Raw genomic sequence first — 19,016 nt, forward strand, 5'->3', positions numbered from 1 at the left:
GAGCTGGAGAAAACGATGAGCAAACTGTACAACAAACACCCCTATACTTCGATTCTGAACATGGACAATGAGGCATTCGCAGGCTATGCGGCAATCGGCGAGACGATTCAAGCAGCGCTTGCCGGAGCGGGTAAGCGGAAAGCTGTTGTAGTTGTTGAATGTTATCCGGGCGTCCGGCAGGAGGAAATCCTCGCCGGGTTGGCCGGTGTGCTGGGCTCCGGTCTGGTAATCCGTTCGGAGGATGCAGCGCTGGAGCCGTCAGAGGTAGACCGCATCGTGGATCGTTACATGACTGACGACCGGGTATTCGGTTATATGGCGCCGTTTAGAATCAGCGAATTTTATGATGCGGAACGCATCGCGGCGCTGCGGCGCCAATTAGATGAGGCAGGAGAAGGTACGGCAATCGTGATCGGCTTCGGCGCTTCGTTGATTGCCGAGGGCGATGTCGTCGTCTTTGCGGACTTGGCCCGCTGGGAAATTCAGCAGCGTTACCGTGCAAAGGAGGTCGGCAACTGGCGAACGAACCGGGTCGAAACCGATATTTTACGGCTGTATAAGCGAGGCTTTTTCTTCGAGTGGCGAATGGCGGACAGGCTGAAAAAATCGCTGCTGGGCCGTATCAACTTCTACTTGGACACGAACGCCAAAGACGATCCGAAGATGATTACGCGGCAGGCGCTGTTCGCCGGGTTTGCCCAGGCAGCAAGCGGGCCGTTCCGGCTTGTCCCTTATTTCGATCCCGGCGTATGGGGCGGAAAGTGGCTGGAGGCGAACATTGATTTGCCTGAGCGGGAGCATCCGTATGCATGGGGCTTCGACGGCGTACCGGAGGAGAACAGCCTCTATTTCCAATATGGCAATGTCCGGGTAGAGCTTCCTGCCATTAATCTCGTCTTTTTCGAGTCTGTTAAGCTGCTGGGAGAACGGGTCTATGCCCGGTTTGGCGCGGAATTTCCGATTCGCTTCGACTTTCTCGATACGATCGGCGGGCAGAACCTCAGCTTGCAGGTTCATCCAACGACCGAATATATCCGCGAGCAGTTTGGCATGGCGTATACGCAGGACGAGAGCTATTACATTCTCGACGTGGAGCCGGGGGCGGAGGTCTACCTCGGACTGAAGGACAACGTGGTGCCGGAAGCCATGCTGGCTGATTTGCGCAAAGCGGAGGCGGGAGGCTTCACATTTCCGGCAGAACAATACGTGAACGTGTATCCGGCAAATAAGCACGACCATTTCCTCATCCCGGCCGGAACGGTTCATTGCTCCGCAACGGGCTGCATGGTGCTGGAGATTAGCGCGACCCCTTATATCTTTACCTTTAAGCTGTGGGATTGGGACCGGCTTGGCCTCGATGGCAGACCTCGTCCGGTACATGTGGAGCACGGAAGCAAGGTTATTGATTGGAGCCGGAGAACGGATTGGACAAACTCGGAGCTAATAAATCGCGTGAGAACGCTGGCGGAAGGCGAAGGCTGGCAGGAAGAGGTTACCGGATTGCATGAGCTGCAATTCATCGAAACCCGCCGTTACTGGTTCTCAGAGTCGGTATTGCATGAAGCGAACGACAGCGTGCATATGCTTAACCTGGTTGAAGGCCAAGAAGCGACCGTGGAAAGTCCGACAGGCGCTTTCGAGCCTTTCGTCGTCCGTTATGCCGAGACATTCATCGTACCTGCATCAGTTAGCGGTTATACGATTCGGCCAAGCGGGCCGAGCGAGGGCAAGAAGGTTGGAATTATTAAAGCTTTCGTAAGAGTGTAAGGAAGGGGAGCAGCCGATGGACCGCAATCTTATCCTCGCCTTCGATGTTGGCGGAACACAAATTAAAGCCGCGGCGGTCGTCGGCGGTTCGATTATTGAAGAGACGATCTCGCATTACGACTCCCTCGCAGGCTTAAGCGCCGAGGCTATCATCGCGCACTTCGCGGAGTGCGCCGCTGACATTGTTCGTCGTGCAGGAGGCGAACCGCTGCCAATCGGGGGAATCGGAATGGCTTTTCCCGGCCCCTTCGATTACGAGAACGGCATTAGCCGCATTCAGGGACTTGGCAAGTTTGAGTCCTTGTATGGACTTCCGGTTGGGGAATTGCTGTTGGAAGCATTTCGGGGACATGAAGCGCTGGCGGGCCGGCTTGCCTCTTCATTTGCTATCAAGTTCGAAAATGATGCTGCGCTGTTTGGTCTCGGGGAAGCGGGGTATGGCGAAGCCCGCGGGTTCGGGAGAGTCACTTGTCTGACGATCGGCACAGGGCTTGGCTCCTGCTTCCTAGCAGATGGCAGATTGATCAAGAACGGCCCTGACATTCCAGCTCATGGCTGGCTGTACAACTTGCCGTATCAAGGCAAGATCGCCGATGATTGGATTTCCAAGCGGGGCATTCTGCAATTAGCTGCGGAGATGGGCGTCCAGCCGGAGGGGCTCGACGTTCGTGACTATTCGATGATGGCGCTGTCTGGAGACCAGCTTGCAGCAGAGCTGTTCGAGGCGTTTGGAAGAAGGATGGCCGCCGTTCTTATCCCTTCACTTCAGTTATTTGCTCCCGAACGGATCGTAATCGGCGGTCAGATTTCCAAAAGCGGAAGCTTGTTCGTGCCCGCATTTACAGAGGAGCTGACAAATGCAGGCGTCCTTGCAGACGTTAGGCTGAGCAGCAATACACTCTACAGCACGTTTAAAGGCATTTATGATTTCGTAGAAAACTAACTATTGAAACGTTTATCGCCCTCTGCATGGCCATCTTGGTCAAGCAGAGGGTGATTGTTTTTATATGGAAGCGATTTTAAAGGCCATCCGCGAAGGATGGCCTTTAAACGCTGCAGCCATTTTTCTATATATAGATTCTTGGAAAGGAATTTTGGCAACAGGTCACGAATAAGTATTCCAAAAGTTAATTAAAAAGGTTTTAACTGTAAACATGGCGCGGCCATTCGAAGGGAGAATACAATGACTGCAACGCTGGAAGAAAAGTTATCCGATTTGAATGCAAGCATCGCGAACTACGTAACCGAAACAAGTGATGGATTGTCTTTGTACAAGGAGCATCATCTTGATAAAACATATGTGCTTACTCCCAGAGCCTACAGGGTTCCGGTAAAAATTGAAGCTGTTGCCCGGACAGATTCCAGCAACATTAGGCTCAAGTATGGCAAAGGGCAAATCATTTTTAACTGGGAACGCAATCATGACTCGTTGCGCTGCGGCGAGCCGTCAAAAGGCCGGGCGTTCAACAATATGAATGGGCGTATTCCCGTTAATGAATGGAATCATTTTGTGTGGGAAATTGAGCCGGATTTTATGAGAGTGACGGTAAATGGAACAGAGCGGCTGCTTTTAGAAGGGAAGTTTTCGAATATAAAGGGTCAGGCCGGTATTGGATCGGCGTTTCGCTCGAGAGTGGACGTGAAGTCGTTCCGTGTTTCGGGTGAGGAGACTGATCCGCCGCCTGCGCCGCTCAAACCGCTGATGTTCGAATACGATGAAACGCATATCTCTGTTCCTGAGGGCTCTCTGGAGCAAGCGATACAATGGTATACCCGTCATCTTGGTCTTGAGCCAAAGCCGGGCTTTGGCCCTTGCACGCTTCATCCTTCGATGAAAGGAATCCTTATGCAGTTTCCGAATGGTCAAGGTTCTCTGCACTTGGTAACCGTGTCGGAGGATCAGGAGCATTTCCGGGTGAATCGGGAACATGGGGATCATTTTCACCTGCAGCTCAAGGCGAAGGATGTCCGCGCTGCATTTGCCTATGCCCAAGAAAACAGTATCCGCACAAGCAGCCTGATCGAGGAGCATGGAGAAGTAAGGTTTCAACTATATGACCCTTATGGTAACCGGCTGACTGTGACGCAGGGCAAAGACTCCGCTGTTGAGCCAACAGGTTCGGGAATTTACGGCTGTGATATTCCAGTCGTCGGTGTCAGCGACCTTGAGAAATCTGTAGAATGGTACACCAAAGTGCTGGGTTTGAAAAAATCCGCTCGCGGCTCTGGCGACGGGTATGCGCTGCTGCGCGGGATTTATCGCCATAACGGAGCAAAAGTGAACCATCTGCAGCTTGTACATGACCCGAACTGCACCAATCCTACTGCTGGCAGGCCAGGTGTACGCCAATACTTTTTTGTGGAGCGGCATAACCTCAAGAAAGCTTACCAGAAAGCGCAAAAATGGTGCACTTTGATTTCTCCGCTTGAGGATAAAGCGTTCCACTTCTATGACCCGGATGGCAATCGGATTAATGTATATTCATAGAATAAAAGAATAGCGTTGCTTAAATTAGGCAGGTACCGGTGAAACGGTGTCTGCCGTTTTGTATGTGTTCATAGCAGGCAAGCTATGGTTCATGAGGCTTCTCTATACTGTTTAAGCAGTCATGGCAGCATATGGATCAACCTTCTATTGTAGGTTACAATCGGAATATAGGTGTAATAACCCGATGTTGGATGATAGGAGGCTGGATACGTATGAGCGTATTGCAAATACAAAGTGAAGCCGGGAAAAGGGATGCTGTATCGTCACCAGTGGAACTGGAGCTGATGACAGGACAGTGTGCGGTGGTACAGTGTAATGATGAGCATGGCCGCCAGTTCCTTCGCTCCGTTCTGGGCGAGTCGTCTTTGCTTGGAATTCAAGCGTTGTACCGTGGGGAGCCTCTGCGGTTAAACCGTTCTGAAATCGTGGAGCGTGTCGGCTGCTGCTTTTTGGATGACGGATTATATAATCGAATGAAGGCCGCCGATTATTTGACCTTTTGGGGACGGCTATATACGACACGAGTGTCCGTGAGCGAACTGTTGACACTGGTGGGACTTGAGGGCCATGCTAATGTGTTAATCTCCAGACTCAGTTATTCGGAGAAAAGGCTGCTTAACTTGGCGCGAAGTCTCATCCACAATCCGGAGCTTGTCATCTGGGAGAACCCGGAGCAGAATCTCGATCTTGAGAGCTGTATTATCCTCAGAAAAATGATCACTTCTCTCGTTGATCGAGGCAAAGTAATCCTGGTTACTTGTTCGACAATGGAGCAGGCCATATTCCTTTCCGAGCATATTTACCGATTAACGGAGGGCGGGCTATACCCGGTTGTGACGCATGAAGAACCGGAAGCCTCTGAGCAGACGATGCAAGAAACAGGGGAACTTGATTCGGATACTGATCAAAATGTTCCACGTGTAACGGCAGCCAAGCTGGAGAAATTGATGATTAAAGCGGACGACAAGTTTGTTTTCGTGGATCCGTCGGACATTTATTATGTGGAAAGCAACGACGGGCTGTCCCATATCCATACCAAGACAGGCGACTTCACGACGGCTTGGACATTGACAGAACTGGAGGAGAAGCTTGCCCCGTATCAGTTCTACCGCTGCCATCGTTCTTACCTCGTAAACCTTAATCATGCATCTGAACTGATTACTTGGACACGCAGCAGCTACAGCTTGGTTATTCGTGATGACAAGAAGTCAATGATCCCGATGTCCAAGACCCGATTCGAAGAAATCAAGGATATTGTGGGGCTGTAACGTCTGATTTTTCAACCTGAATATGACTCCGTTCATCCCCCTGACTGCGCTTTTCATGGGGGATTTATTGCTCTGTGGCCTTATTCGCGATAGTCTGGCGGTGAGCTTGAAAGGGCTACTATGCAATAGTGGGTGAACGTCATGGAAAGCATCATTGAGGTAGATAACCTTGCGAAAATGTACCAAAAGAAGCAGGCGCTGAACAATCTTAGCTTCCAGGTGCAGAAGGGAGAAATATTCGGATTTCTTGGTCCCAGCGGCTCAGGGAAAACAACGACGGTGAAAATACTGACTTCTCAGCTGCGCTTTACATCTGGCAGGGTAACCGTATTCGGAATAGCTCCAGACCGCAGCCGCAAAGCAAGCTTTCTCAGCCGAATCGGAGTTCTGACCGACAATAGCGGCCTGTATGATCGTTTAAGCGTTTATGACAATCTGGCTTTGTTTTGCCGGCTGTACGGGGTTCCTGAAAGTTCGCTGGATGGGGTGCTCGATGCTGTTAATCTCTCGGCTGACCAGAATACGCTGGTGCAGCAGTTGTCCAAGGGAATGAAGCAGAGGGTCACGCTGGCCAGAGCCATTCTCCATCGTCCAGAGATTCTGTTTCTTGACGAGCCGACATCTGCGCTGGACCCAGTCAATGTTCTGCAGATTCATGAGACTCTGCGGCAGCTGAACCGGGACGGGACGACGATTTTCCTGACCACGCACAATATGCAGGAGGCAGAAGCGCTGTGCGATCGAGTTGCTTTCTTGAACAATGGCGAAATTTCCGCATTGGATACTCCGCTGCAGTTAAGACTGCAGCACGGGGATCAGACCATTACGCTCACGACACCGAAAGGAACAGAAATTGTTGGACAGAATGCAGCAGGGGCAAAGCGTATTGACGAGCTGATTCGCTGTGGACAATTGCTGGCGATCCATTCTAATGAGCCGACGCTGGGTGATATTTTCGTGAAATTGACAGGGAGGGGCCTGGAATGACGTTCTCATTAAACCGACTGCTCGCGATCGCCGGGAAGGAGTGGAAGGATTCCGTTAAGAACCCGCAAATTTTGCTTATGGCAGGCATGCCTATCGTTTTCTCCATCTTAATGAAGGGGCAGAGTTCACTGTCCGAAGGCAATACCCTCGATCGCTTCACCGTGCCTGTCATGATTGCGATCGCGGTTGTTGGAGCTTTTGTTCAGGCTCTTATGATCTCGGAGGAAAAGGAAAAGAACACGTTGCGTGCGCTCATGCTGTCTCCGGCCTCGCCGGTGGAGGTGTTGCTGGGCAAAAGTGCAATGACGACCGTGTATACGATTGCCGTCATGATTGTTTGTATGCTGATTACCGGGATTCCGGCGATAAATATAGGGTATCTGGTTTTATTCATTTTGCTCCTGCTGGTGATTTTTATGGCTTTGGGCACATCAATTGGCCTAATCTCCCGAACGGCATCCGAGACGTCCATTGTGGGGCTTCCTATATTGCTGTTTTTTGTCTTTGGCCCGATTTTCGCGCCTGGGCTGAAGGTCTCCTTCGTGATGGATGTGATCGGCTTCATTCCTTCGTATCATTTCATGGAGGGACTGTCGTCCATTGCTCAAGACGAGGGGATGGGGGAGCTCTGGCTGAGCCTCGGCAACTTGCTCGTATGGGTGGTTCTTTCCACTTTGTTAGTCCTCTTCATTTACCGCGGTAAACGTTTCGACAAGTAGCCTCGTTGTTGGACTATGGAAGGAGAGGAGGCATCATATGAACAAGGGGACGAAAAATATAATCTTGGGCGTCGTCGTACTGGCCGTCGTATTGCTAGTTAGATGGCTTTGGCTGCCGGACGGGATTATTGGCTTTTTGACGGGGTAACGGGGTAAAGACCGACGAGAACAGGCAAGAAAGACCGCCCGTTTTAGCGGTCTTTTTTCATTAAGTTTGTTGTGATGCTTGGGTTAATTGTAAGTTACACTTATAGTAAACTTAAGATTTGAAGCATCAGCTTATAGGATAAGCTTGGCGGGGATATCTGATTGACTGTGCCGCACAGATACACGTCCTTCTTAGGCGAATAGTAGGCAAAGGCGCCGGATAGACCGGAGTGTCCGATTAACTCAGGAGGCGAATGAAACGGTGAGAAAATCCGCGGGAGTTGGAATTTAGCGATTCCTTTGCCGTACTGGAGCGGGAAAAAGATTTTATTCCATGCGTATAGCTCTTCCAGGTATGGTTGAGGGAAAAATGTTCCGTCAAAAAAAGCACGCAGAAACCGCATCAACTCTTCCGCCGTTGAAACAAGGCCTCCATCAGGGCCAAAGGATACCATAGCATGCGGGATATGTATAGGGGATTCCTTATAGTATAAGGGGCTGGGCGTATCGTCTTGGGTATTCGTATACAGATATGTATGGGACAAAGACAAAGGCTCGTAAATATACTGGATAAATGTATCTTCTAAGGTTTGACTCGTTACCGTCTCAATTATTTTGCCAAGAAGCTGAAAGTTGGTATCGGAATATAAAGCTTTACCCCTAGTACCCGGAGCAAATCGCGGCTTCATTTGTTTCACTTCTTCCATTACATGTTCCACCGTCCATGCTTGATCATGCCCAGCCATAATCTCGTCAGCCAGACTCTTGCCGTTTATTCTTTTTTGCTGAAAATAATCCGGCAGGCCCGACGTATGTGCCATAAGCTGCTCGATTGTAATTTCGGCTGAGTATTCAGCGCCCCGAAAGTGATGAATGTTAGAGATCATTCCCTTGTCCAAATAAAGGATAATTTTATCGGTTAATTTGATTTTGTTGAGTGCTCTAAGCTTTAATAAGGCTGCAGTAACATAGAGCTTAGTTGTACTTGCTATAAAAAATCGGCTCGCGGAGTTCATATTACCAGCCGCACCGTTCCATGACAGTTGCCGGTCGCCCGATTCCACATGAAGAACCGCCCCGAAAATACGTTTGCGATCTATCGTAGAGTGAAGAATACGATCAAAATTTTGAATGCTTGGCTGCATGATAAATCTCCTCTCATCCTATTTTATAGGCCTATGCAATGCTGATATGTATTCCATGGTTATTACATACATACCAATGTATATCTATAATCCTTTAATTAAGTTCCCGAAGTTCAGAATAGCTAGTAGGGCTGGTAAATCCGGTGTTACAGTATAGATGGGGAGGTGTCTGGAACGATGGGAAACCGGACTTTTTTAAGTGTGAATGCTGAGGCGGCAGAGGGGCAGTATGAGGATGTTGCCTTTGAGACGAACAATTTCCTTGCCCCTTTTTGGTTTAGCTTGGCTAGTCAGGAGCAGTATCAAGGCTATCACGAGCGGCTTCTAACAGCTTGGAATGCAGTAGAACCCCATCTGGAAGATGAGGAACTTGAGGAAAGACCGGAGTGGGAGGCATTTGCCCGGGCTTTAAGCTGGCATATTCCATGGGGCGAGGCTGTCCAGCAATTGCGGCAATGTTTGCCTGTTGTCTTAGCACGTTTCCCGGCGCTGGCTCCTCACCTGTCAGAATGGCTGGAAACGTTATTTACACATATAAAGGCGCATCGATTTCCCGTTGTTCATTTGGAACTGGCTCAGTATTTTCATTTCTATATGGATCCCCAGCAATACTTGGAGGAGATCGAGCGCTTCCTTCACCTCTGGTGGTATCCAGATGAAATGGGCTTCGCAGGCTGGGAAGATAAAATGAATCCGTATCTAATGGGCGGTGAGCATTTACCGAAAGAAGAACAGGATGCTGCGGGCCGGAATAAAGACGAAGCGATGATGACAGCAAAAATAGCAGAAACTGAAGTTCATCATTCAGTGCCTTCAAAAAAGCAATCCTCGAAACGGCTGGAGAAGCTTTATATCTGGCTCCTGTCTATTTTGTCCGGGGCGCTCTTCTTAGGTGCTTTGCTGTTGACTGCAAACATGTGGCTAGCCGTGCTGGCCTTTCTGCTTCCTGCTATCTGCATTTTTGTGTGGGAGCTGCTTATTCGTCCTAGGAAAAATCGATCTGTTCAGAATGAGAGTCTGGCTCCGCCCATTGTGATAGATAAAATCGCTTATTACGAGGGAGCATCGCCTATTAATTTTGAAGGCGTCGAAGTCGTTAATGCGGATACAACCGGCTCTGTGACTGTGCCATGGCACCATGTTATGCAGGCTCAAATCAGCTTGCCAAATCAAATTATCCTTATACTCCATACTGAATTTGAAAGCTTGTATCCGTCGCCTGTGGTAGTTAATATTGATGACAATTTGTCGGCAGACTACATTGCCTCTGCTATAAATTCGATAGCCGGCCTTTCGCGGCATTAAAGGTTTAAAATTAGGTCAACAAGAGTTTCTGGTTGGCCCATTTCATTCAAACAACAATACGGGTAAAATTACCATTATATTTCAGTTTGTCATGGTACATTTCATGACACTGATCATTACTCATTAATGATATAATTTAATAGTCTACTTGATAAAACTTATTAGAGTTATTTGAGGTGCAGCAATGAAAAGGTTTCCGGATTGGACATACGCAAGCGGATTTGCATTTGTACTAGTTGCAATTATTTTTATCTTACAGGGCCGTGTCGGAATTAACTTGGCTGATGAAGGGTATCTCTGGTACGGTGCCGTTCATACATCAATTGGAGAAGTGCCTTTTTTAGATTTTCAGTCCTATGATCCTGGGAGATATTATTGGTCAGCCTTTTGGTTCAAGTTATTCGGGAACACGGATATGCTCACGCTTCGAATTGCTGTCCTATTATTTCTATGGGTGGGACTGACCTGTGCTTTGCTTGCTGTAAGGCGTGTGACGAAGTCCGGGGGGTATTTACTGCTAACAGGAATCCTTCTGATACTATGGGCATACCCGAGGCACAAAATGTTCGATATCAGCATTAGTATGATTGCGGTGTATGTAGTTATTCTTTTGCTGGAAAACCCTAAGCCTGCACGATACATACTAAGTGGAGCGGCTATAGGTCTTGCTGCTTTTTTTGGCAGTAATCATGGCTTATATCTAGGCTTTGCCGTCGCTCTTGCGTTTCTATACATCTTCTTCAAACTAGACAGAACGAACTTCTTGAAGAAAATGCTCAACATTGCAATTGGCATCTTGATCGGTTATTCTCCGATGCTTCTTATGTTTGCGTTTATCCCCGGATTTTTTAAGAGCTTCGTGAATATGATCCAGTGGCTCATCCGACTAGGCAACACTAACATTCCTCTTCCGATTCCGTGGCCATGGAAAGTCGACTTTACGCATTTGCATGCGATGGATATCGTCAGCGGGCTCATTGTGGGCTTCTTGTTTCTTCTCATACTCCTCATCCCTGCAGGAGGGGCTATTTATAGCTTTGCTTCTCAAAAAACAAACGTATATATTGCCGCCTCGGCATTTGTAGGCATCCCGTATGCCTATGTAGCCTTTTCACGTGCGGATTTAGGTCACTTAGCTCAAGGGATTCCTCCGCTGCTAATCGGGGCTTGTTTTTGGACATTACAATATTTCAAACACAGCAGGATCAAAATTATCGGATCGATAACGATCATGCTGGTCGCCTCATTCTTGTCTGTTGGCAGGGCGCAGCCGTTGTACCAACAATTGCAGGCTCCATCGAATACATTTGTGAAGCTAACAGTAATGAATGATCAATTGTTGATTGATGCACCCAGTGCAGGTTTTATTCGAACGATACAGGAGATCAAGGATCAGTATCTTAAGCAGGGTGAGAGTCTTTTTATAGCACCTCATACACCAACTTTGTATTCCTTGTTGGACCTGAAGTCGCCAATCTGGGATATTTATTTACTGTTCCCTGAGACAGAAGACAGACAGCGCGAGCAAATCGAAGAATTAAAGCAGAAAAATGTTTCTTTAGTTATTCTTGGCGACATTGCGTTAGATGGAAAAGACGAACTGCGTTTCCGAAATACGCATCCCATCCTGTGGGAATATTTAAACAGCAGTTACAGGGAAATAAGGGTAGAAGCGCTGCCTTCGAATTATACCGTATTGTGGCGGTCAGACAACTAATGAAAAAAGTTTAGAACCACAGAAACAAGCACAATTGGAAAGCAAACTGAAGGAGCCAAGCAATGAAGAAGATAGATGCCTTTTGGGAGCAGCGGAATTTTAACAAAAAGGTTCTGGAAGTCGAATTGGATGATGACGATTCCAACGATAGTCTGAATGATCTTGCGGATGATTATTCTAGCTATGATTATATAGTGGCAAAAGTGCCTAAGTGTAGAATGGATCTTGTACATGGTCTTGAGGAATCAGGATTTAGATTTATGGAGACGCAGTTGGAAATGACGATGAATCTACTAAAAATTGAAGAAACATCGCGATTTACGAAAGCAATTTCAGAACAAATCCAATTTCAAACCATAGAAACAATAGAATGTTTGGAAGAGCTGTTGTCTAATATTGATAAGGATCTCTTTGTAACTGACCGGGTGTCGCTTGATCCTGTATTGGGTACTGACTTGGCGCACATGCGATATCACAATTGGATTAGAGATGGGTTTCTCAGCGGAAATGCTTTAATCATTGAGGCGACTTTTAAGTCGCAAAAGATTGGCTTTTTTTATTTTTTGAAACGCAAAGACAAGACGCTAGATGCGGTTCTTGTTAGTGTATATAAAAAGGTTAGAAGAAAAGCTATTGGGTTAAGTTTTTTGGAGGAAATTCGCAGTTGGTTAGCTAATGAGGGGTATACAAGAGTGAACACAAAGGTTTCAACAAATAATCTTGAGGCGCTAAGAGCTAATTTATTTGTTAGTTTTGAAATAAGGGAGATCTATTACATCTTAAGAAAAGTGACGCGATAGCGCATGGGAAAAGGATTGAAAGTGGAACATATTCAATTATCTATCGTGATACCTGTATACAATTCGCAGGACACGATAGGACTCGTGGTAGAATCTCTGATTCGCTTATATCATCATTTATTTTCACTGGAAATTATCTTAGTTAATGATGACAGTAAGGATAACAGCCGTCTAGTATGTGAAAATTTAAGGAAGCGTTATGCTGAGAATATTATAGTCATTCATCACGAGACGAATGGCGGCCAGCATCGCGCATTAATGACCGGGCTCAGACATAGCCAGGGCAACCTTGTTGTTCTCATGGATGACGATATGCAGAACCCGCCTAAAGAGGTCATTAAACTTATCAATAAAATTAACGAAGGCTATGACGTTGTTATCGGCAAAAGGACGGTCTATAACCAATCCTGGATTAGGAAGCTTTTATCTGACTTCAATCAAGTAGTTGTATTCATAAGTACAAAGCAGAGAGTCTCGTTCAGCAACTTCCTAATTATGAGAAGAGAAGTCGTGACTAAGATTATAGAGGATCAATCGTCTGATCCTGTCATACAGGGACTAATTTTACAAAGTACGGCGAATATGACAAACGTATTAACTGTACATAACCCAAGGAAACATGGCAGATCCAACTATACGGTTGCAAAACTATTCAAGCATGGGCTGAATGTCTCCTCCTACATATCCCCATCTGTGAAGTATTCACTTTTTCTGTTGATTATAATGATGATAGTAGGGCTGGCTGCCGGAGCTTATTATTTACTGCGTCTGTGTTTAAAATAAGAAATCAAAAGCCTTTGAGATCTTCGCGCATAATGTTGATTTTAATAATGTAACGCACTCAGGCAATCGTTCAAAAAGCATCGAAGCTGGCGGGAACGATTCGGGGCTCGTTTTTTGTCATTAAATTAAAGGCAGCTAGCATGCATTTAGAAAATACCCCGTGAACTTCTCTCGTAAGCGTAATGAGAAAAGTTCACGGGGTATTTTTTGACTACAGACTTAAGGTTCATCTCAGTCCTCTTTTCGAATGATATAATGGAAAAAAAGGATGGTATCTGGTAATTGTGAGCGGATACAGATAGAGAGGATGAAATCGATGTACGAGCGTCTTTCCGAAAAACTAAAGACAACCTCAGCTTTAAAATGGTTTCCCAATCATGGTGCTGAAGAGAGCTGGATCGCCGAAGTGGAAGAGGAACTCGGGTTCAGCTTGCCCCCGTCTTATCGCTGGTGGCTGGCGCATTACGGCAATGCCAGGTTGAATGGCGGGGAGATTCTAGCCGTCTGTTCGCCGGAGCATAGAGAGTATGACGATAGTGACATTCTTTATATACATCGGCTGAATTTAGCGGAGGACTGGTGGGTAAGCCGCTTTCCGAGCCGATTAGACTTGTTCGTTCCGGATAGTGACGAGCTTTATTTCTTCGATACCTCATCCAGAAATGAGCAGGGCGAGTTTCCGATTATGTGTTACGATCTTATGAATGATATGATCGACATCTATGCTTCGACGTTTGCAGAGTTCTTAGAACGGCTGATTGATCAGCATTCATAACTTTTATTTTGCAGTTTACCGTCATTTTACCTCCCATTCTTATCATGTACCTTGTGCGTTCCGCGGGAACGAAATTTTTGAGCGAAAGGTAGATTATGAATGGCGAAGACAGTATCCCTAAGAGAGGCTTTTCCTGGCAGCGTTCTGGCTGCGAAGGTGATAACACCTGCGGGCATGGTCCTTCTTCCAGCTGGCGTGAGACTAACAAGAGAGCATCTGGAGAAAATAAGAAAATTCGGAGTTCATAGAATAGCAGTAGAGTAACTGAGCAGCATGCAAAGCAAGAGCGAGCGGTATCCCTTTCATAACAAGGGATGCCGCTTTTTTTTAATGTTATTATTTGCTGGGATTTTACCGTCATTTTACCCGAGACATTTATTGTATCAACTACCAAGTAAAGATGGAGGTTTTTTTGAAATGAGGATATCTATATATCGCGTTCTGCTGGTTCAGTTAATTGGGGTCATGCTTATAGCAGCTGTCCCGCTGCATCCGGCACAGGCAGCTTCGGGTTTTGCAGGTGGCGATGGTTCACCTGGCTCCCCGTATCTAATCGAAAACGCGAGCCAATTCAACGAAATTCGTAATGATACTAATGCTTCTTATAGGCTGACGCAGGACATTGATTTATCAGCTTATGCCTCATTAGATGGCGGGAAGGGCTGGAGGCCGATTGAAGGCTACTTTGCAGGTCAACTGGATGGAGACGGTCATCGGATTACGGGCTTGTCTATTCATCGGGGAAATGAAAGTAATGTCGGTTTATTCCGGTCCATCCGGGGTAAAATCAATCGTTTGAGTATTGTGCAGGCCGAGGTTACAGGCAATGACTCTACCGGTATTTTGAGCGGTACTATGTATATGGGTACTGTGGAAGGCGTACATGTCTCTGGACAGGTTGAGGGTGGATCCCAGGTTGGGGGCTTAATTGGGGGAATGCAGGATACGCAAGTGCAAGGAACGGGTGCTTCCGTTTCTGTTAAAGGCAATGGCAGCCATGTAGGCGGGTTAATTGGGGCTAGTTTAAATTCGCCTAACGCGGCTTTCGCTGTTACGGACAGTTATGCGGAAGGCGATGTCCAGGGACTAGACATTTATGTAGGCGGGCTTATTGGGTTCATGTTCATGGGAGTAGTGGAACGCAGTTATGCCTCGGGTAATGTTGCGGGGGCTACTGAAACGGGCGGACTCATTGGGACAGCATATGCAGGAAGCATCGTCCGGGACAGCTATGCGCTTGGCAAGGTGAGTGGAGACGGGACAGTCGGCGGGTTTATAGGTCATATCTATGAATCAGATATTAGCAGATCTTACTCTATGGGCACCGTAACGGGCAATAACAACGTAGGCGGGTTTGCCGGGTACACCTACAATTGGACATCCAGTCAATTGTATTGGAACTCTGATGCTTATGGGAGTGCTTTTGGCTTTAGCTCGAGGAGTATTACTGGCATTTCGGGCAACAGCTTACTCAAAGCCGCGAGCTATGGGGGCTTCGACTTCAGCAGCAAGTGGGCAATTGCTGAAGGCAAGAGTTATCCATATTTGCGCGACAATGCTCCTTTATGGCTGAATAATGTAACCCTAACGCCAAACGCCGGCACGGCGGGCAATATTGCACCTGCTTGGCAGCCTTTTATCAAACAATATGATTTGAGCGTCACCAGCAGCGTAACTTCACTGACAGCTGTTCCGGCTGTTGCGAATGCCGAGGCTATCGTAGAGGTCTCTGGAATGGATGGACTTACTGCTGGAGCCAATACGGCGACAGTTACGATAAAGGATTCTAAGGGAGTAAGGGCCCCGAATGTTTACGTCATCCATGTTCATAAATTGACTTCGTCCAATCTGTCTTCTGACGCCAGTTTGTCGGACTTGCGAATTAACGGCGTTTCGATTGCCGGATTTAGCGGAAGCACGCTCAATTACAGTGCGGTCGTTCCGAACTCGTCTACAGCCGTGACGATAACGGCAACTCCAAATCATTCTGATGCTGTGTATACCATTACAGGCGGGACTGCACTCAATCTGGGAGACAACACGGTAACAGTCAAAGTAACCGCATCTGACGGGACGACCCGAACTTACACGCTAACGATTAATCGAAACCGCTTTGCGGGAGGGAACGGGACGGAGGCGTCTCCTTATCTCATCGAGAATGCAAGTCAGTTTAATGAAATCCGTAATGATTATCAGAAGGTTTACCGGCTCATTGCCGATATCGACCTGTCCGCTTATGCATCGGCAAATGGCGGTCAGGGATGGGAACCGATTTATTTTGAAGGGATTCTGCAAGGCGACGGACATGTCATTAAGGGTCTTAAGATTAATCGGCCGGGCGAAGATGTAATAGGCTTGTTTCAATATATTTATCTTGGAAGCGTGTCTGATCTGAATATTGTGCAGGCTAACGTAGTTGGGGGAAATGATGTCGGTATACTTGCTGGCCTGCATAATGCTAACACTATTACAAATGTACGGACATCTGGCATGGTTACCGGTAACAGTAATGTAGGGGGGCTTGTCGGCAGCTTACATAACGGAGCGATTAAGGCAAGCGGTTCTACAGCAATAGTGAACGGCACTGGTGATGCAATCGGCGGGTTAGTCGGACAAGGCTATTCGACGATCCAAACAAGCTACGCGGAGGGGAATGTACACGGCTCAAATAAGGTGGGCGGTTTGATTGGTGAAGCGATTGGCTCAACGATTTCGAATAGCTTTGCTACAGGGGAAGTAAAAGCGGATACGGCTTCGACGGGCGGATTAATCGGCCGAAGCAATCAAGGGACCTATACGAATTTATACGCTGCGGGGAAAGTACAAGGAGGAAGCGCTGTTGGCGGTCTTGTAGGTACTCGGACAAGCTCAACCTTCACAAGAGGTTATTGGAATATGTCGACGACGGGTCAAACCTTGGGAGCGGGTTCGGGAACGGCTACCGGATTGACAGGCTATACGACAGCGCAGATGAAATCCAGCAGCAGCTTTAGCGGCTGGGATTTCAGCAGCATCTGGAGCATTGCATCAACCACGACGCCTTATTTGCGCAGTGCGCCGCTGCCGTTGTGGCTGACTGGTTTGACGGTTACGGGCGATACAGGTACTGCTGTAAACGTATCTGCATTTGATAATTTAACGCGATCCCTCACGGTAGGTGTGGCAGCCGATGTACACAACGTCACCATTACGGGAACCGCAATTGATCCTTTGGCAGTTGTAACCGCGAGCGGGGGCACCAATTTGTCCTCCGGCTCTAACCCGGTTGTCGTCACGGTCAAGGGCGCTGACGGCTACAATAGCCTCGAATACAAGTTAAACGTGATGCGAGCCGATCCGTCTGTGGCCGGACTAAGTGATATAACGTTATCTTCGGGTACGCTGAGTCCCGCCTTCGCAGAAGCCACGACAAGCTATTCGGTCAGCGTTCCCTATGCAACGTCTACACTGGCCGTTACCCCGTATGTAAGCAATGCAGGCTCCACCGTTAAAATAAACGGTACTGCCGCTGCTAGTGGTCAACCTAGCGGAAATATTGCACTTACGGCTGGTACAAGCACGGTCATTACGATAGAGGTTACTTCCCAGGATGGAACAACTACGAAAACTTATACACTGACGGTGACAAGAGCAGCAGGCAGTGCGAATGCAAATCTGAGTGCATTAACGACTACGGGGGGAGCGCTAAGTCCGACATTCTCCGCTGCTACGACATCCTATACCGCCGCAGGTGTGGGAAATACGACTACCAGCGTTACGGTACGCCCGACAACAGCGGATTCTACGGCGACAGTGACCGTTAGCGTTAATGGAGGAACGGCTGTATCTGTAACAAGCGGTCAAAACAGCTCGGCGCTTGCCTTGAACGTCGGAGTTAATACAATTGAGATTACGGTTACGGCTCAGGATGGCACGATAAAACGATATTCGATTTCTGTAACGCGTGCCGCAAGCACGGTTACAACATTAAGCGGACTGACTGTATCTTCAGGAGCTCTTAGTCCTGGCTTTAATTCTACCCGCACAACTTACACAACAACGGCAGCGGGCAGTTACTCCAGCGTGACGGTGAAACCTACGGCAACTTTCGCAGGTGCGACGATTACAGTGTCGGTCAACGGGGGTGATCCGGTTGCCGTGACAAGCGGAACAGATAGCGCGGCTTTGCCTATAATTACCGGCTCCAATACAATTGAGATTAAAGTGCTTGCTCAAGATGGTGTTTCCACGCGAACGTATACGATTACGTTGACGCGAAGCGCAAGTGCGGAGAGCGAATTGACTTCGTTCAGCTTCGAGGGCTTGTCGCCCGCAGTGAACGGGATAATTAGTGGAACGAATGTTTCGCTGACCGTGCCGTACGGGACGAATGTGAGTCAGTTGGCGGCGACCTTCGCAAACTCGGCTGCAGCTACGGTAACAGTCGGAGGCTTGGCTCAGACTAGCGGCGTGACGACTAATGATTTCTCTTCTCCTGCTTCGTACTTGGTTACCGCAGAGAACGGGACGACATTTAAAACCTACACGGTGACGGTTGCGATAGCGGCGAGTACAGAGAAGGATTTAATGACGTTCAGCTTTGCTGGATTGACTCCTGTGGTGACGGGAGCGATCAGTGGAACGAATGTTGAGTTGACCGTGCCGTACGGAACAGATGTAACTGCCTTGGCAGCAACATTCAGCAGCTCGGCAGGCTCGTCTGTTAAGGTAGGAACTGTCGCTCAAGTGAGTGGAGTGACGCCGAATGACTATACGTCCCCGGTTATCTATACGGTGACAGCCCAAAATGGCAGCACGAAGGATTACACGGTGACGGTCTCTGTTGCGTCGAACACGGAGAAAGAACTAAATACGTTCAGCTTTGCTGGATTGACACCTGTGGTGACGGGAGCGATCAGTGGAACGAATGTGGAGTTGACCGTGCCGTATGGAACAGATGTAACTGCCTTGGCAGCAACATTCAGCAACTCGGCAGGCTCGACAGTTATGGTTGGAAACGTTGCTCAAGTGAGTGGAGTGACGCCAAATGACTACACGTCTCCGGTCATCTACACGGTGACGGCACAAGACGGCAGTACGCAAGACTACACAGTAACCGTCACGGTAGCGTCGAAC

At 48.0% G+C, this 19,016-nt stretch carries 14 protein-coding genes; 13 read left to right on the forward strand and 1 reads right to left on the reverse strand.

Annotation, left to right across the window (positions count from 1 at the left end; translation table 11 throughout):
* Window positions 1–15: 15 nt before the first annotated feature.
* The 6 genes from ACFVVF_RS16865 to ACFVVF_RS16890 all read left to right on the forward strand — a co-directional run bounded on the left by ACFVVF_RS16865 (window position 16) and on the right by ACFVVF_RS16890 (window position 7,229).
* Window positions 16–1,767 carry a class I mannose-6-phosphate isomerase gene (locus ACFVVF_RS16865; protein ID WP_387811855.1) on the forward strand — a complete coding sequence of 584 codons (1,752 nt, stop codon included), beginning with the start codon at window positions 16–18 and terminating at the stop codon, window positions 1,765–1,767.
* Window positions 1,768–1,783: 16 nt separating this feature from the next.
* Entirely contained in the window at window positions 1,784–2,710 is a 927-nt protein-coding gene (locus ACFVVF_RS16870) for an ROK family protein (RefSeq protein WP_387811858.1), read from the forward strand.
* Window positions 2,711–2,950: 240 nt separating this feature from the next.
* Complete coding sequence (locus ACFVVF_RS16875; RefSeq protein WP_387811861.1) at window positions 2,951–4,255, forward strand: VOC family protein; 1,305 nt, start codon at window positions 2,951–2,953, stop codon at window positions 4,253–4,255.
* 212 nt (window positions 4,256–4,467) lie between these two features.
* Window positions 4,468–5,523 carry a LytTR family transcriptional regulator DNA-binding domain-containing protein gene (locus ACFVVF_RS16880; RefSeq protein ID WP_387811864.1) on the forward strand — a complete coding sequence of 352 codons (1,056 nt, stop codon included), beginning with the start codon at window positions 4,468–4,470 and terminating at the stop codon, window positions 5,521–5,523.
* A gap of 141 nt (window positions 5,524–5,664) precedes the next feature.
* Window positions 5,665–6,510, forward strand: coding sequence for an ABC transporter ATP-binding protein (locus ACFVVF_RS16885; protein ID WP_387811867.1), 846 nt, complete (start codon window positions 5,665–5,667; stop codon window positions 6,508–6,510).
* On the forward strand, window positions 6,507–7,229 hold the full coding sequence (locus ACFVVF_RS16890; protein ID WP_387811870.1) for an ABC transporter permease: 723 nt from the start codon (window positions 6,507–6,509) through the stop codon (window positions 7,227–7,229). The genes ACFVVF_RS16885 and ACFVVF_RS16890 overlap by 4 nt, the downstream gene beginning before the upstream one ends.
* A gap of 248 nt (window positions 7,230–7,477) precedes the next feature.
* On the opposite strand, the gene ACFVVF_RS16895 is transcribed toward ACFVVF_RS16890, so the two are convergent.
* Window positions 7,478–8,521, reverse strand: coding sequence for a serine hydrolase domain-containing protein (locus tag ACFVVF_RS16895; protein WP_387811873.1), 1,044 nt, complete (start codon window positions 8,519–8,521; stop codon window positions 7,478–7,480).
* Window positions 8,522–8,698: 177 nt separating this feature from the next.
* Here ACFVVF_RS16895 and ACFVVF_RS16900 point away from each other — a divergent pair, with 177 nt between their 5' ends.
* From ACFVVF_RS16900 to ACFVVF_RS16930, 7 genes are all read left to right on the forward strand, one after another.
* Window positions 8,699–9,826, forward strand: a complete 1,128-nt coding sequence (locus tag ACFVVF_RS16900; protein WP_387811876.1) for a hypothetical protein — start codon at window positions 8,699–8,701, stop codon at window positions 9,824–9,826.
* 184 nt (window positions 9,827–10,010) lie between these two features.
* A complete protein-coding gene (locus ACFVVF_RS16905) occupies window positions 10,011–11,543 on the forward strand; it encodes a hypothetical protein (RefSeq protein WP_387811879.1) in 1,533 nt (510 codons plus the stop codon).
* 62 nt (window positions 11,544–11,605) lie between these two features.
* Window positions 11,606–12,343: a hypothetical protein gene (locus ACFVVF_RS16910; protein WP_387811881.1), complete on the forward strand. Its 738-nt coding sequence runs from the start codon at window positions 11,606–11,608 to the stop codon at window positions 12,341–12,343.
* Window positions 12,344–12,346: 3 nt separating this feature from the next.
* Window positions 12,347–13,126, forward strand: coding sequence for a glycosyltransferase family 2 protein (locus tag ACFVVF_RS16915; RefSeq protein ID WP_387811884.1), 780 nt, complete (start codon window positions 12,347–12,349; stop codon window positions 13,124–13,126).
* 316 nt (window positions 13,127–13,442) lie between these two features.
* Window positions 13,443–13,901, forward strand: coding sequence for an SMI1/KNR4 family protein (locus ACFVVF_RS16920; protein ID WP_387811887.1), 459 nt, complete (start codon window positions 13,443–13,445; stop codon window positions 13,899–13,901).
* 99 nt (window positions 13,902–14,000) lie between these two features.
* Window positions 14,001–14,165 (forward strand): hypothetical protein, encoded by a 165-nt coding sequence (locus ACFVVF_RS16925; protein ID WP_387811890.1) that lies wholly within the window; start codon window positions 14,001–14,003, stop codon window positions 14,163–14,165.
* A gap of 153 nt (window positions 14,166–14,318) precedes the next feature.
* Window positions 14,319–19,016 (forward strand): beta strand repeat-containing protein (locus ACFVVF_RS16930; RefSeq protein ID WP_387811893.1); only part of this gene is annotated, 4,698 nt, incomplete at its 3' end.

Origin of the sequence: Paenibacillus sp. NPDC058174, assembly GCF_042883865.1 — a bacterium.
In the GTDB taxonomy this organism is placed as follows: Bacteria; Bacillota; Bacilli; order Paenibacillales; family Paenibacillaceae; genus Pristimantibacillus.